Genomic DNA, 15333 nt, shown 5'->3' on the forward strand with positions numbered 1-15333 from the left:
TTAACGTACTGCGCATCATAGAAAATACTGCGCCACAAATACACCAACAACGCCAAAAAACATTGCTAAACGCCTGCATTGTGAACGTGATAAGATAGTACCTTATTTAGCTCTCATCTTTTCAGCGGCACCGCAAGCCGTGTAAGGATTCTATGGACACCCCACAACGAACGGTGTTTATTGCCTCCGCGCTAGTGCTTGGCGCTGAGCTTTGCTTTGCTGGCGTAAGCGCATTGGTGAAGTATCTGAGCACTGACTTACCATCTGAACAGCTGGTATTTTTCAGAAATTTAATGGCGTTTGTGGTGCTGTTACCGTGGATATGGCGTAAAGGGCCAAGTGCTTTTAAAACCAAGGCTTGGGGATTTCATATAACCCGCGGTTTAGCAGGCCTTGCGGCGATGTATTTATTTTTCTACGCGATTGCCAATTTGCCGCTGGCGCAAGCAACCTTAGTCCTGTTGCTATCGCCCTTCCTGATTCCAATAATTGGGCGGGTATGGCTTAAAGAACGTGTGCTTGCCCAAACCTGGCTGGCAATCGCCATCGGCTTTATCGGGGTGTTTGTTTTTTTAAATCCCGCGCAAACCACATTGTCGCCCATTGTTGGTATTGCCTTTATTGCGGCATGTTTAGCCGCATTCACCAAAACATTGATCCGGCAGATGTCTGCCACCGAGTCGTCCAGTAAAATTGTGTTCTATTTTGCGACCCTCGCCACCGTGATTTCGGCGCTACCACTCATTTGGCGCGGCGAGTCCATTGCCAGTGAACACTGGTTTGGGATCATGGTGATGGGGGCACTCGCCGTGGCGGGTCAGCTCGGCATGACCAAGGCGTTTGCCTTAGCCCCAGCAGCACGGGTTGGAGTTTTCACCTACAGCTCGGTGATATTCGCCGCTTTGATGGGTTATTGGTTTTGGGATGAACCCATTACCGTGAGTATGATTTTAGGTGCCACCATTATCACTGTCGCAGGCTATTTAGCCATTCGCACCCGCCGCAAAGCAGAAACTGGCGGCAAAGTTGGCAGTTAGGGGCTGTTCAGGCTAAAATAGCAGCCCTTTTTATGTGTGGTGTATTTAACGTAATTGAGCAAGTGAGCGCGAAGATTTATGAGTAAGAAGTTATACATTAAAACTTGGGGTTGTCAGATGAACGAGTATGACTCAGCAAAAATGGCTGATCTACTTAAGGCAACTCATGGCTATGACGTCGCAGCTGAGCCTGAAGAGGCTGACTTGATCCTGCTCAACACCTGTTCCATTCGCGAAAAAGCGCAGGAAAAAGTCTTTCACCAACTGGGACGCTGGAAAAATCTGAAAGATAAGAATCCAGACTTAGTTATTGGTGTGGGTGGTTGCGTTGCCTCACAAGAAGGCGATCATATTCGTGAACGTGCACCATACGTTGATATCGTATTTGGTCCACAAACTTTGCATCGTTTACCTGAAATGGTGAAGCAAGTGCAAACGAATCACACCCCAATGATTGATATTTCATTTCCAGAAATTGAAAAATTCGATCGTTTGCCTGAACCCAAAGCCGACGGCCCAACCGCCTTTGTCTCCATCATGGAAGGGTGCAGCAAATACTGTACGTTCTGTGTGGTGCCCTATACCCGTGGCGAGGAAGTTAGTCGCCCGGTCGACGACGTATTGTTTGAAATTGCGCAATTGGCCGAACAAGGCGTGCGCGAAGTGAATTTGTTGGGTCAAAACGTGAATGCCTTCCGCGGTGATTACCACGACGGCAGCGTTTGCCGCTTCTCTGAACTGTTGCATATGATTGCCGCGATTGACGGCATCGACCGTATTCGCTACACCACTTCGCATCCGGTTGAATTTACCGACGATATCATTGAAGCCTACGCAACCATTCCTGAATTGGTCAGCCACTTACATTTGCCGGTACAAAGCGGTTCAGATCGTATTCTAGCAATGATGAAACGTGGCCACACTGCACTGGAATACAAGTCACAAATTCGTAAGCTGAGAAAGATTCGTCCAGATATCGCCATGAGTTCAGACTTTATCATCGGCTTCCCAGGCGAGAGCGATGCTGACTTCGAAGCGACTATGGATTTAATCCAGGCGGTTGATTTTGATATGAGCTTTAGCTTCATTTACAGTGCGCGCCCAGGCACCCCTGCGGCTGACCTGCCTGATGACGTGAGTGAAGAAACCAAAAAGCAGCGTCTACAGCTGCTGCAACAGCGCTTAAATCAACAATCACATATACATGCCCGTCGTATGCTCGGTACTGAGCAACGTATTTTAGTTACCGGCCCGTCGAAAAAAGACCCGATGGAGTTAAGCGGCCGTACTGAAAACAATCGTGTGGTGAACTTTGTCGGAACACCGGACATGATCGGTAAATTTGTTGATGTAAAAGTCACCGACGTGTTTGTGAACTCATTACGCGGTGATGTGCTGCGCGTTGAGTCAGACATGGGCTTGCGTGTTGATACCGCACCGCAAACTATTTTGGCGCGTCAATCACGTACACAGCCCGATGAGCTTGGTGTGACAACATTTGTTCCACCAGCAACCAATTAAAGTGAGGTAAATTTGAGTCCATCTGTTAGCACCATAGACATCGATTTAGAACCTGCAGATAACCGCCGAATTGCGGATTTATGTGGCGCTTTAGATGAAAATCTAAAGCACATCGAACGGCGCTTAGGCATTGAAATAAGCCATCGCCATAACGAGTTTCGTATTATCGGCCCCAGCCATACCGTTCAGGCTGGTGCTAAAATTTTACGCGATCTCTATGTCGAAACTGCGACAGTGAAAGGCGACGAGGGTAAAGTTACCCCGCAAATGGTGCATCTGGCGGTACAACAAGCAAAAGTGCTTGAACAGACACCAGCCGACGACCCCGCCGCTGAAAAAATGACTCACATTAAAACGAAACGTGGCTTAATTAAGCCGCGTAATCATAATCAAGCTGAGTATGTTCGTGCCATTTTGACGCACGATGTTAATTTTGGTGTGGGCCCTGCCGGTACGGGTAAAACTTATCTTGCTGTTGCTTGCGCGGTTGATGCGCTTGAACGGCAAGAAATTCGCCGGATATTACTGACGCGTCCCGCGGTAGAAGCTGGTGAAAAGCTGGGCTTCTTACCGGGTGATTTAGCGCAAAAGGTCGACCCATACCTGCGCCCTTTGTATGACGCACTGTTTGAGATGTTGGGCTTTGAAAAGGTTGAAAAGCTTATTGAACGCAATGTCATTGAAGTGGCACCGCTCGCTTACATGCGTGGCCGCACACTTAACGATGCATTTATTATCTTGGATGAGAGCCAAAATACTACCTGTGAACAAATGAAAATGTTCCTTACCCGTATCGGCTTTAATTCGCGCGCCGTGATTACTGGCGACATCACGCAAGTTGACTTACCGCGTGGGCAGAAGTCGGGTTTACGCCATGTTATTGAAGTGCTCAAAGACATCGATGCAATTAGCTTCACCTTCTTTCAGGCATCTGATGTTGTGCGTCATCCTGTGGTGCAACGCATTGTACAAGCCTACGAGGCGTTTGACGAAAAATCATGACAAACTTAACTGTTGACCTGCAAATTGCCTGTGAAGCAGACAATTTGCCCTCAGACGCTTCGTTTGAAGCCTGGATTGAGGCAGTACTGCAACATTTAAGCTGCAGTACTGAAACCGAGCTTACGGTACGCATTGTCGATGCCGAAGAAGGTTTAGCCTTGAATCATCAGTATCGCGGTAAAGCCTACGCCACGAATGTATTGTCCTTCCCATTTGAAGCCCCCGTTCCCTTGCCGGTCAATTTACTCGGCGATCTTGTCATTTGTGCAGCTGTTGTTGCCGATGAAGCCAAGGCTCAAAATAAGCCATTGGTCGCACACTGGGCGCATATGGTTGTACACGGAACCTTGCATTTGCTAGGTTATGACCATATTAACAACGACGAAGCCGAGCACATGGAACAGCTCGAAAAAGATATTCTTGCAGCCTTAGGGTATGCTGACCCTTACGCTGATGACCACGCTGATGATCAGCATTAACTGGAGCAATAACAGCAAATGAGCGATGACAATCCACACTCTACCAACGGTTCTGCGCGTAAAACGTGGGCAACCAAACTGTTGCAACTTTTTACCGGAGAACCGAATAGCCGCGCAGAGTTAGTTGATTTAATCCAAGACGCTGAAGAACGCGATCTGATCGACAACGACACCAAAGAGATGATTGAAGGTGTACTCGATGTTGCCGAACTCAAGGTCCGCGATATTATGGTGCCACGTTCACAGATGGTCACTATCGATATCAATCAAAGCGTTGAATCGTTTTTACCTATCGTGATTGACTCACAACATAGCCGCTATCCTGTCGTCAGTGAGAATAAAGACCACATTGAAGGCATCCTACTGGCAAAAGACTTGCTCGCGTACGGTTTCGGTATGACCGACCAAGAATTTGCCCTCGCCGATGTTATCCGCCCAGCGGTTATCGTTCCAGAGAGTAAACGCGTTGACGTGTTACTCAAAGAGTTTCGCTCCCAGCGTTACCATATGGCAATAGTTGTCGATGAGTATGGCGGTGTTTCTGGCCTGGTGACTATTGAAGATATCTTGGAAGAAATTGTCGGCGAGATTGAAGACGAAACCGATTACAACGAAGACAACAAAGCCGATATTCGCCGCATCAACAAGTCGCGATACTCGGTAAAAGCCTTGACCACCATTGAAGACTTTAACGACTACTTCAACACAACGTTTGGTGATGAGGAATATGACACTATTGGCGGCATGGTTGCACATGGTTTCGGACATTTACCTGAAGTGGGTGAAGAACTCACTTTGGGCAGTATTTTGTTCAAAATAACCGGTGCCGATAAGCGCCGCATTCAACAACTTCAGGTAACCATTACGGATACCAATAATGCTGCAGATGCCGACTAAATGAGGAACTATCGGGTCGCCTCGCTACTACTCGGCGGTAGCTTGGTATTCAGCTACGCACCTTTTCAACAAGCATGGCTGGTGTTGCCGGTGTTATTTGGGCTGTTGCTGCTTACCCGCAAAGCCTCTGCAGGCATGGCTTGGCGTATTGGCTTTTACTTTGGCCTGGGCTGGTTTAGCGCGGGCCTAAGCTGGATTTACGTTAGCATCGACCAATTTGGCGGTTTACCCGTAATCGCATCGCTTGCTGTGCTCATGGTGTTGTTCCTTTATTTGAGCTTATTCCCCGCATTAGCATTGTTTTTGTGGAAGTACAGCGAGCGCTGGTTCGGTTACTTCGCGATAGCCCTTTTGCCGCTAACTTGGTTAATCAGTGAATCCATTCGTGGATGGTTTCTTACCGGTTTTCCATGGCTAGAACTGGGCTACACGCAAACTGACAGTTGGATAGGCAACTACGCACCATGGTTAAGTGGTGTGGGCGTTACCGTAATGCTCTGGGCAATCGCCATTGCCTTGTTCGTGTGGTTTGACCGCAAACGCAAAGAGTTCGGTTTAATCGCCTTTGGGTTATTGATCATCCCATTCACCCTACCTTGGGTAAGTACCATTGAGAAAACCGGTGAACAAGCCCGTGTTTTGTTGGTGCAAGGTAATATTGAGCAGTCCATTAAATGGAATCCTGATCAGCATTGGCAATCGCTAATGACCTACCTGGATTTAAGTCGGCCGCATTACCTCAGCCACGATATTATTATCTGGCCTGAATCAGCAGTAACCATGCCCGAGCCATACACCGATGACGTGCTGAGCAATATTCACAATGCCTTGGTTGAAACCGACACCACCCTCATAACGGGCATCATCGATTATCAGCAGAATGAATACTTCAACACCATGATTGTGCTGGGGCTGGACGCGCCATACCAACCAGTTGAGCCCTACACGCACGGCCATACTAACCGCTACCAAAAGCATCAATTATTACCGATTGGTGAATTTGTGCCATTTGAAGATTTATTGCGCCCGCTTGCGCCGTTATTTGATTTACCAATGAGCTCGTTTTCACGGGGCGATTACCAACAGCAGAACTTGCGTGCGAAAGGGTTCCACTTAGCCGGTGCGATTTGCTACGAAATTGCTTTTCCCGACCAAGTACGAGCCAACGTGTTACCAACCACCGACTATATTTTAACAGTCAGCAATGATACTTGGTTCGGTGCATCGCACGGCCCAGCGCAGCACATGCAAATTGCACGCATGCGGGCGCTGGAGCTTGGCCGCCCTTTGCTGCGCGCTACCAATAATGGCATCAGTGCTGTTGTTGATGCCAATGGCCACGAAATTGCGCGCGCTCCTCAGTTTTCAGCAACATCGTTAAGCGCCCAAGTACCGGTAGTAACTGGGCAAACAGCTTACCACCGCTACGGTTCTATCGGCGCTTGGCTGATTGCGCTTCTAATTGCATTAAGCAGTATTTTGGCTGCATTTCGGCATGGTCAAGCGCGTTCAAAATCAGTAAACTAGCAGCATTCATCTCATATTAATTAACCACTGCATGGAGAGTCGCCATGGAAAACATCATTGCCGCGTTATTATTTGCTGTTTTAGTCGCTGCGGGCACCTTAGGTGTTACTAGCTTAGGTATGTTTGCGTTTCACCGTCATGAAAACCGTGACACCCAACAACGCGAGCGTCTTGAATACGCTTTCTTTGGTCTTTTTGGCGTCGTTGTGATGCTAATGATGTGGTACGCACTTTAATTTTTTAACCGAGCAGTTAAACGGAAAGCCAGATGTCAAAAAAAATAGCGGAACAATACGATCCATCCGTAGTTGAACCAGCCGTTCAACAGCGCTGGGAACGCGATCAGGTATTCACAGTTACCGAAGACCCAAACAAAGAAAAGTTCTATTGTTTGTCGATGTTCCCCTACCCAAGTGGGAAATTGCACATGGGTCACGTGCGCAATTACACCCTTGGTGATGTGGTTGCCCGCTATCACCGCATGCAAGGTAAAAACGTATTGCAGCCCATGGGTTGGGATGCTTTCGGGTTGCCTGCGGAAAATGCTGCCATTCAGAATAAAACCGCACCGGCAAAGTGGACCTATCAAAACATTGACTACATGCGTAATCAGCTAAAATCTTTAGGGTTTGGTTACGACTGGTCACGTGAATTGGCAACCTGTACTCCCGAATATTACCGTTGGGAGCAATGGTTTTTCACCAAGCTGTTCGAAAAAGGCTTGGTTTATAAGAAAAACGCTACAGTTAACTGGGACCCTATCGATCAAACCGTACTTGCCAATGAGCAAGTTATTGATGGCCGCGGCTGGCGTTCTGGCGCACTGGTTGAACAAAAAGAAATTCCACAGTGGTTTATCAAAATTACCGACTACGCCGATGAGTTATTGACCGATTTAGACCAGCTTGACGGCTGGCCAGAACAAGTCAAAACCATGCAACGCAATTGGATTGGCCGCTCTGAAGGTGTCGAAATTGACTTTTCTATAGCGCAAAGTGATGCACAGCTAACCGTGTACACCACGCGCCCAGACACGCTCTATGGCGTAACCTATATGGCCGTGGCTGCGCAGCATCCACTGGCGCAAAAAGCTGCCGCATCAAATCCTGATTTAGCAGCATTTATTGAGTCCATTAAAACTACCAAGATGGCTGAAGCTGATTTAGCAACCATCGAGAAAAAAGGTATGGACACCGGCGTTCGCGCCATTCACCCAATGACCGGCGAAGAAATTCCGGTCTGGGTGGCAAATTTTGTACTCATGGATTACGGCTCAGGTGCAGTTATGGCCGTTCCTGCGCACGACCAGCGCGACTGGGAGTTTGCAACAACCTATAAGTTGCCAATTCAAGTTGTGATTGAAGCCGAGTCAGGCGATGAAGACATCAACAACGGTGCCATTGTTGCCAAAGGAACCACGATAAACTCAGGTGAATACAACGGGTTAAGCAGCGACGCTGCGTTTGATGCAATAGCCGCGCATCTGGAACAGCGCAATATTGGACGTCGTCAGGTGAATTATCGCCTACGTGATTGGGGCGTTTCTCGTCAGCGTTACTGGGGTGCCCCAATTCCAATGTTAAACTTGCCCAATGGCGAATCGGTACCTGTACCGGAAGACCAGTTGCCGGTGCTTCTGCCAGAAGACGTCGTCATGGATGGCACCAACTCACCAATCAAAGCTGATTTAGAGTGGCGCAAAACCACCTATAATGGCATGCCTGCAGAGCATGAGACGGATACTTTTGATACCTTTATGGAATCTTCCTGGTATTACGCACGCTACTGCAGCGCGAACCATCACGACGGTATGCTCAATCCAGAGCAAGCCAACTATTGGTTGCCTGTTGATCAGTATATCGGCGGTATTGAACATGCGATTTTGCACCTGTTATACGCGCGTTTCTTCCATAAGCTTTTGCGCGACACCGGCTTAGTTAACTCAGATGAACCATTCAAGCGTCTACTCACGCAAGGCATGGTCTTAGCTGATAGTTACTTCCGCGAAGACGCGTCTGGAAAAATAACATGGTATTCGCCGTTAGATGTCGACATCACGCGCGACGAAAAAGGCCGAATCAACAAAGCAATATTGCGAACAGATGGTCAACCGGTCCAACACGGCGGCATGACCAAAATGTCGAAATCAAAGAATAACGGCATTGACCCACAGGTAATGATTGATAAATATGGCGCCGACACCGTGCGTTTATTTATGATGTTCGCAGCCCCACCAGAAGCAACTCTGGAATGGGCTGATTCAGGTGTTGAAGGCGCACAACGCTTCTTGCGTCGGGTCTGGCGTTTAGTCGCTGACTACGCTGAAGTTGCCGATCAACCGCAAAGCTCGGCATGGGCAGATGTCAACGACGCACAGCAAGAGCTGCGCCGTGAAGTGCATCGCACCATTCAGAAAGTATCCGATGATATGGGCCGCCGTCAGCACTTCAACACGGCTATTGCGGCCATCATGGAACTGCTAAACCGCTTGCAAAAAGCGCCGCTGGCAACCGAACTTGACCGTGGCATTATGGCCGAAGCGCTTGATGCCGTTGTGTTGATGTTAGCCCCAGTCACACCGCACTTAAGCGAAGCCTTATGGCAAGCCTTAGGGCACGACAGTGATATTAACTTCGCGGCCTGGCCAGAGTTTGATGAAGCAGCTATGGTTGAAACTTCGGTATTGGTTGTGGTTCAGGTAAACGGCAAAGTGCGCAGTAAAATCACCGTGCCAGCCGATGCCACACAAGAGCTGGTTACCCAAGTTGCCATGGCAGATGAAAATGTACTGCGCTTTATAGAAGATAAAACAGTACGTAAGCAAATATACGTGCCCGGCAAACTGTTTAATATCGTAGCGAACTAACTGATGACCAAACTAGTGCACTATATCGGCCTTGTCATTTTAACCACAGCCCTGAGCGGCTGTGGTTTTCAGTTGCGTGACAACTACCAGTTACCCGCTGCAATGCAAGATGTTTCAGTGCAAGCGCCTGCCTTTAGCGAATTTAGCCAGGTGCTACAACGGCGCCTTAGTTTGGCCGGCGCTGAACTGGTTGATAGTGCGCAAGCTGGTGTAACCATCGAAGTTCTCAGTGATCAACTTGACCGACGCACGCTATCACTTTCACAATCAGGCCAAGTTGCCGAATATGAGATGATTTATACCGTTAATTATCAGATCATTCAGCAGGGTTCTGAGCCAAAAAAAATGCAAGTGGAAGTGTATCGGGATTACCAGGACGACCCGAATTTCGCATTAGCTAAAACCCGCGAACGGGAAGTCTTAATCCGTGAAATGCGTGACGACGCCGCACGACAACTGTTGCGCCAAACCATCGCCCAACTTAGCGAGTAGCAAGTAACCTATGCAACTTACGCCAGCACAGCTTAGCGCCCACTTAACCGACCACGGTTTGCCGGCCATTATGAGTGTGTTTGGCGATACCCCCTTGTTGATTGATGACGCACTACAACAAATTCGACGTTTTGCACGTGAGCAAGGCATTGATGAGCGCCAACGCTGGTTACAGGATAACCAATTTGATTGGCAACAATTAAACGACCAAAGCGCCAGTCTGAGTCTGTTTTCAACCCTTAAACTGGTAGAGTTAGAACTGCCCGAAGGGAAGCCCGGCCGCGAAGGCGGTGAAGCATTACGGAACTACGCGCAGGCTCCCACAGCGGACCAGATACTGATCATCATCGGCCCAAAGCTGAAGCAAGAACAACTCAAAGCTAAGTGGTACAAAGAATTGACTGCAGCTGGCCCCGTTGTAACTGCGAATAGCCCAGAGCGCAGCGCCCTACCCCGATTTATTCAACAACGCGCGCAACTGCATCAGGTACAACTTCAACCTGATGCAACGCAGCTGTTGGCAGACTGGTTTGAAGGCAATTTATTAGCACTCGATCAAGAACTGCAAAAGCTTGCGCTTTCCGACTTACCACAACCACTTAGCATGGCTGATATTCAGCGCGCAGCTGAGGACCAAAGTCGATTTAATGTGTTCGCACTGCAAGAGGCTATTGTACAGGCCGATCTTGACACTGCCTTACATCGACTTGCTCGGCTATTTGAAGACGGTGTTGAAGAAGCTATTCTGAGTTGGATGTTACAACGCGAGTGGCAACTCGTCAGCACTCTAAAGAATGCTGATAATTATGCCGATGCCTGCCGCAAAAATGGCGTATGGCGAAATCAAGAAGCTGCCTATCGGAACTTCTGCCAGCGCATGTCACCGGCGGCTATAAGCAAAGCTGCCCAGCTTTTGGCACGAATGGAATACGCCTTTAAACGTGACTCTGGTGAGCACTACACTACCTTGGCAACTCACCTTGTTACCCTTTACTGCCGCCCTGAGGCGGTTGGTGAACTGCCCCAATGATGCGGGCAATACTTGGTGGCACCTTTGATCCGATTCACTGGGGTCATTTACGCCCGGCACTTGCTGTATCTGCTCATATTGAAGCGCAACATTTGCATTTAATGCCCAGCGCACAACCACCGCACCGCAGTTATCCTGGCGCCACGGCGGAACAGCGCTTGGCGATGGCCGAACTGGCGGCCAGTGAATTAGTTAATTGCAGCGCTGACGGCTGGGAGCTGCAACAGCAGCGTAAATCTTACACCCAACTTACCTTGCAACAACTGCATCAACGCTGGCCAAACGACACCTTAGTTTTTCTACTTGGCGAAGATGCCTTTGCCGGACTGCAAAGTTGGTTCAATTGGCAGCAGTTACTCGACCATGCGCATTTTGTAGTGATGCGCCGTCCGCATGCGCAGAATAAGTTTTCACCTGCGTTGCAGCAATGGTTGACACAGGTTCAGGTTGATAGTGTGAGCGCCCTGCATCAAAACACGCATGGCCATGTTTACCTTGCCGAAACACCGGCAGTGAATATTTCGGCGACAGCGATACGTCAAGCCATACAAGCCAATCAACCCTGGCAACATTGGGTACCACCGAGTGTGGCCGACTATATCCAAACAGAAGAGCTATATCGCTAGCTGCTTTTTGCATCGCCTTCGTGGTAAACTACCGCGGTTTTCATTAAATTAGATTTTTGCCGTATAAATTGGAGCGTTGAACTCTTGCAAGCAGAACAATTACGCGATTTCGTTGTAGAAAAGTTAGAAGATCTTAAAGGCCGTGACATCAAAGTGATGGACGTGCGTGAACAAACCGATGTAGCTGAATACATGATCATCTGTTCAGGCAGCTCAAAAACACATGTTCGCAGCTTAGCGAACTATGTTGCAGCTGAAGCGAAGCATCATGGTGTGCCGCCAATTGGCGTCGAAGGTCACGAACACTCAGAGTGGGTTTTGGTTGATTTGGCTGACGTGGTCGTTCACATCATGCAAGAATCAATTCGCGACTTTTACGAGCTCGAAAAGCTTTGGGGACGCAAGTAATGCGGATCCAGCTGATAGCGGTTGGGCAGAAAATGCCCGATTGGATCAGCACCGGTTATCAAACCTATGCCAAACGTTTCCCCGCCGATTGCCAACTTGAACTGGTTGAAATCGCAGCGGGCAAGCGCGGCAAAAACGCAGATATTGCGCGTATTCTCCGGCAAGAAGGTGAAGCTATGCTCGCCGCCGTGGGAAAAGGCGATAGAATTGTAACGCTGGAAGTAACCGGTAAAAGTTGGACCACGCCGCAATTGGCATCGCGACTTGAGCACTGGCTGATGGACGGGCGTGATATCAGTTTACTGGTGGGCGGCCCTGAAGGGCTTGCGCCAGAATGTGTCGCCGCTGCCGACGAACGTTGGTCATTATCAGCACTCACTTTGCCTCACCCGTTGGTACGAGTGGTCATTGCTGAAAGTTTATACCGTGCCTGGAGCGTAACCGCTAACCACCCATATCATCGCGAATAATATGAAGCATCGCCGCGTAACCATCCGAGATCATCACGCTGAATCCGCGCTCTTCGGGCGACGTGTTTTCGTAAGCCTGATTCTTGTTGTGATTGCCTTCGGGGTGCTGCTGACCAACATGTATCATCTGCAGGTGGTCGATCATCAAAGTTTCCAGACGCGTTCCAATGACAATCGTATTAAGGTTGTTCCATTGGCACCTAATCGTGGCATCATTTATGATCGACATGGCCGCATTTTGGCTGAAAACAGGCCTGTTTTAAGTCTTGAAGTAACCCCTGAGAAAGTCAGTAATCTCGAACAAACCCTCGCTGATTTGCAAGCCTTACTCAACATTGATGCGCAGACGTTACAGGCTTTTCACGATAACCGCCGCCGTGAACGTCGTTTTAATCAAGTGATTTTGCTCGACCGACTCACTGAAGAGCAGGCGGCACGTTTTGCCGTTCGCCAACACGAATTCCCAGGGGTCAGTATTGAAGCTCGCTTAGTACGCCACTATCCGTACGGTGATGCAATAACCCACGCCTTAGGCTATGTGGCGAAAATCAATCGCAATGACTTAATTGACTTAAGTGAGCAAGGTCGACACGCCAACTATGCCGCTACACGTGTCATTGGGAAATTAGGTGTCGAACGTTATTACGAAGAATTGCTACACGGCAGCATCGGGTACCAACAGGTAGAAGTAGACATTCATGGCCGCGCCATTCGCACGCTATCGATTGAACCGCCAGTACCGGGCCAAGACATCTATTTAGAACTCGATGTTGAACTGCAGCAATTTGCCTATGATTTACTGGCTGACGACCGTGGGTCAATTATCCTGATGGACCCGCGCGATGGGGCTATTCGTGCGATGGTAAGTAAACCTAGTTACGACCCCAATTGGTTTGCTCAAGGCATTTCTTACGCGCAATATCAAAGCCTACTAAACTCGAAGCATTCACCATTATTGAATCGCTCAACACAAGGTGGCTACCCACCTGCATCAACAATTAAGCCGCAGCTTGCAATATTAGGGCTGGAACAAGGCACTATTACCCCGGAAACACGCATCTGGGATCCAGGTTGGTTTCAAATTGAAGGTGTCGATCACCGCTATCGTGACTGGTTAGCATGGGGGCACGGTTGGACCGATGTCACATCAGCCATTGTTGAGAGCTGTGATACTTTTTATTACGACCTTGCCCTAAAGCTCGGTATTGATGCAATTCATGATGACATGATTCGTTATGGTTTTGGCGAGCGTACCGGTATCGACATCGCGGAAGAATCAACGGCCGTGATGCCATCCCGCGGCTGGAAACGTGCGCGTTTTAATCAACCTTGGTATGCCGGTGAAACCGTTTCTATAGGTATTGGTCAAAGCTATTGGACCACTACCCCAATTCAATTGGCAGTGGGTACCGCAGTGGTAGCAAATAGAGGCGAACGCCCCGTGCCTAGGCTGTTGCACGCCTTGCAAGAGGGTGAAGTTGTCTTACCTGCCGTAGTTGAAACACGCGAACCGGTCACACTGAAAAAACCTGAAAACTGGGACGTCGTGCTCAATGCGCTTAATCTGACAGTCAGTTCTATTAAGGGAACTGCGCACCGAGCCTTCGCTGATGCTACCTACACCAGTGGTGGTAAAACTGGTACCGCGCAAGTGCGCAGCATCGGCCAAGAAGAAGAATACAATGCCGAAGAAATTGATGAACGTTATCGTGATAATGCCATGTATGTCGGTTACGCCCCGGCTGAAGATCCGGAGGTGGTGGTGGTGATTGCAGCGGAAAATACCATTGGCGGTGGCGGCAGCGTTGCCGCACCAATGGCCAGAAAACTACTGGACTTCTATTTCCAACAGGAGCGGGATGATGCAAAGCGCTGATCAAAAAAGTAAGTGGTTTACCCGCTTTCACATTGACGGTCCCCTGTTTGTTGGCCTGTTACTATTGGCGGTTATTAGCGCGGCTACTGTTTATTCAGCCAGCGGCCAAGAATGGGCGATGACACAGCGTCAAATTGTACGTATCGGTATTGCCTTCATTGGCATGTTGGTCATCGCACAAATACCTCTGGGCGCCATTGAGCGCTTCTCATTGCCGTTATTTGCCATTGGTGTGGTGCTGCTATTGGGCGTGCTGTTGTTTGGTGAGTCCAGCAAAGGCGCACAGCGCTGGCTAAATCTGGGTGTCGCTACCATTCAGCCTTCCGAAATCATGAAACTGGCTGTACCTATGGCCATCGCATGGTTTATTGCAGAACACGGTATTCCCCCAACCAAGCGCCGTATGGCAGCCGCTTTCATTTTATTGATGGTGCCAACGTTAATGATTGCCAAACAACCTGACTTGGGCACCTCATTGCTTATCGCTTGTTCAGGTATTTTTGTGTTGTTCTTAGCGGGCATTAGCTGGCGGTTAATTACATTTTTTGCAGTTGCTATTGGAGCGTTCATTCCAATTCTTTGGACCTTTTTGATGCATGGCTATCAACGTCAGCGCGTACTCACTTTTTTAGATCCTGAACGGGATCCACTCGGCGCTGGCTATCAAATTATCCAGTCAAAAATTGCCATCGGCTCAGGTGGTATTGAGGGCAAAGGCTGGATGCAAGGCACGCAGTCGCAACTCGAGTTTTTACCTGAGCGCCATACGGATTTCATTTTCTCTGTGTTTAGCGAAGAATTCGGTTTGGTTGGTGTTATCGGCCTATTTTTGGTTTATGGATTTATAATTTTCCGCGGCATGATTATTTCGATGCGTGCGCAACGTGTGTACCAGAAATTATTGGCCGGTAGCTTAACATTGACCTTTTTTGTTTATGTTCTTGTAAATATCGGCATGGTTTCCGGCTTATTGCCGGTGGTTGGTGTACCCTTACCGTTAATCAGCTATGGCGGCACGTCAATGGTGACATTGCTAGCCGGGTTTGGTTTACTGATGGCTATAGCGACAAACCAACGCTTGGTTATGCATGATTAAAACATC

General features: G+C 48.8%; 15 protein-coding genes. All 15 read left to right on the top strand.

Translation table 11 applies throughout. The annotated features are described in order from the left end of the window. Positions 1-152: 152 nt before the first annotated feature. Positions 153-1037 (top strand): DMT family transporter, encoded by an 885-nt coding sequence (locus EGC76_RS00455; protein WP_128351058.1) that lies wholly within the window; start codon positions 153-155, stop codon positions 1035-1037. A gap of 78 nt (positions 1038-1115) precedes the next feature. Next, the gene (gene miaB / locus EGC76_RS00460) at positions 1116-2558 is read left to right on the top strand and encodes a tRNA (N6-isopentenyl adenosine(37)-C2)-methylthiotransferase MiaB (protein ID WP_128351059.1); all 1443 of its coding nucleotides are present in this window, start codon (positions 1116-1118) and stop codon (positions 2556-2558) included. 12 nt (positions 2559-2570) lie between these two features. Then, the gene (locus tag EGC76_RS00465) at positions 2571-3560 is read left to right on the top strand and encodes a PhoH family protein (RefSeq protein ID WP_128351060.1); all 990 of its coding nucleotides are present in this window, start codon (positions 2571-2573) and stop codon (positions 3558-3560) included. After that, positions 3557-4039 (top strand): rRNA maturation RNase YbeY, encoded by a 483-nt coding sequence (gene ybeY / locus EGC76_RS00470; protein WP_128351061.1) that lies wholly within the window; start codon positions 3557-3559, stop codon positions 4037-4039. Before EGC76_RS00465 ends, ybeY begins: the two co-directional genes overlap by 4 nt. An 18-nt stretch (positions 4040-4057) precedes the next feature. Next, entirely contained in the window at positions 4058-4936 is an 879-nt protein-coding gene (gene corC / locus EGC76_RS00475) for a CNNM family magnesium/cobalt transport protein CorC (protein ID WP_128351062.1), read from the top strand. Beyond that, entirely contained in the window at positions 4937-6463 is a 1527-nt protein-coding gene (lnt, locus tag EGC76_RS00480; protein ID WP_128351063.1) for an apolipoprotein N-acyltransferase, read from the top strand. A 44-nt stretch (positions 6464-6507) separates the two neighbouring features. Then, the gene (locus EGC76_RS00485) at positions 6508-6699 is read left to right on the top strand and encodes a hypothetical protein (protein ID WP_128351064.1); all 192 of its coding nucleotides are present in this window, start codon (positions 6508-6510) and stop codon (positions 6697-6699) included. A 44-nt stretch (positions 6700-6743) separates the two neighbouring features. Beyond that, entirely contained in the window at positions 6744-9329 is a 2586-nt protein-coding gene (leuS, locus tag EGC76_RS00490) for a leucine--tRNA ligase (protein WP_181950942.1), read from the top strand. Positions 9330-9332: 3 nt separating this feature from the next. Beyond that, complete coding sequence (locus tag EGC76_RS00495; protein WP_128351066.1) at positions 9333-9821, top strand: LPS-assembly lipoprotein LptE; 489 nt, start codon at positions 9333-9335, stop codon at positions 9819-9821. Between the two features lie 10 nt (positions 9822-9831). Continuing rightward, positions 9832-10851 (top strand): DNA polymerase III subunit delta, encoded by a 1020-nt coding sequence (gene holA / locus EGC76_RS00500; protein WP_128351067.1) that lies wholly within the window; start codon positions 9832-9834, stop codon positions 10849-10851. Then, positions 10848-11477 carry a nicotinate-nucleotide adenylyltransferase gene (gene nadD, locus EGC76_RS00505; protein ID WP_128351068.1) on the top strand — a complete coding sequence of 210 codons (630 nt, stop codon included), beginning with the start codon at positions 10848-10850 and terminating at the stop codon, positions 11475-11477. Before holA ends, nadD begins: the two co-directional genes overlap by 4 nt. 84 nt (positions 11478-11561) lie before the next feature. After that, a complete protein-coding gene (rsfS, locus tag EGC76_RS00510) occupies positions 11562-11885 on the top strand; it encodes a ribosome silencing factor (RefSeq protein WP_128351069.1) in 324 nt (107 codons plus the stop codon). Then, complete coding sequence (gene rlmH / locus EGC76_RS00515) at positions 11885-12355, top strand: 23S rRNA (pseudouridine(1915)-N(3))-methyltransferase RlmH (protein WP_128351070.1); 471 nt, start codon at positions 11885-11887, stop codon at positions 12353-12355. The genes rsfS and rlmH overlap by 1 nt, the downstream gene beginning before the upstream one ends. 1 nt (position 12356) lies before the next feature. Further along, positions 12357-14231: a penicillin-binding protein 2 gene (gene mrdA / locus EGC76_RS00520; protein WP_128351071.1), complete on the top strand. Its 1875-nt coding sequence runs from the start codon at positions 12357-12359 to the stop codon at positions 14229-14231. After that, entirely contained in the window at positions 14215-15327 is a 1113-nt protein-coding gene (gene rodA, locus EGC76_RS00525; RefSeq protein ID WP_128351072.1) for a rod shape-determining protein RodA, read from the top strand. Before mrdA ends, rodA begins: the two co-directional genes overlap by 17 nt. Positions 15328-15333: the final 6 nt, after the last annotated feature.

The sequence above is a fragment of the Pseudidiomarina gelatinasegens genome, assembly GCF_004025325.1.
GTDB classification, from domain to species: Bacteria; Pseudomonadota; Gammaproteobacteria; order Enterobacterales; family Alteromonadaceae; genus Pseudidiomarina; species Pseudidiomarina gelatinasegens.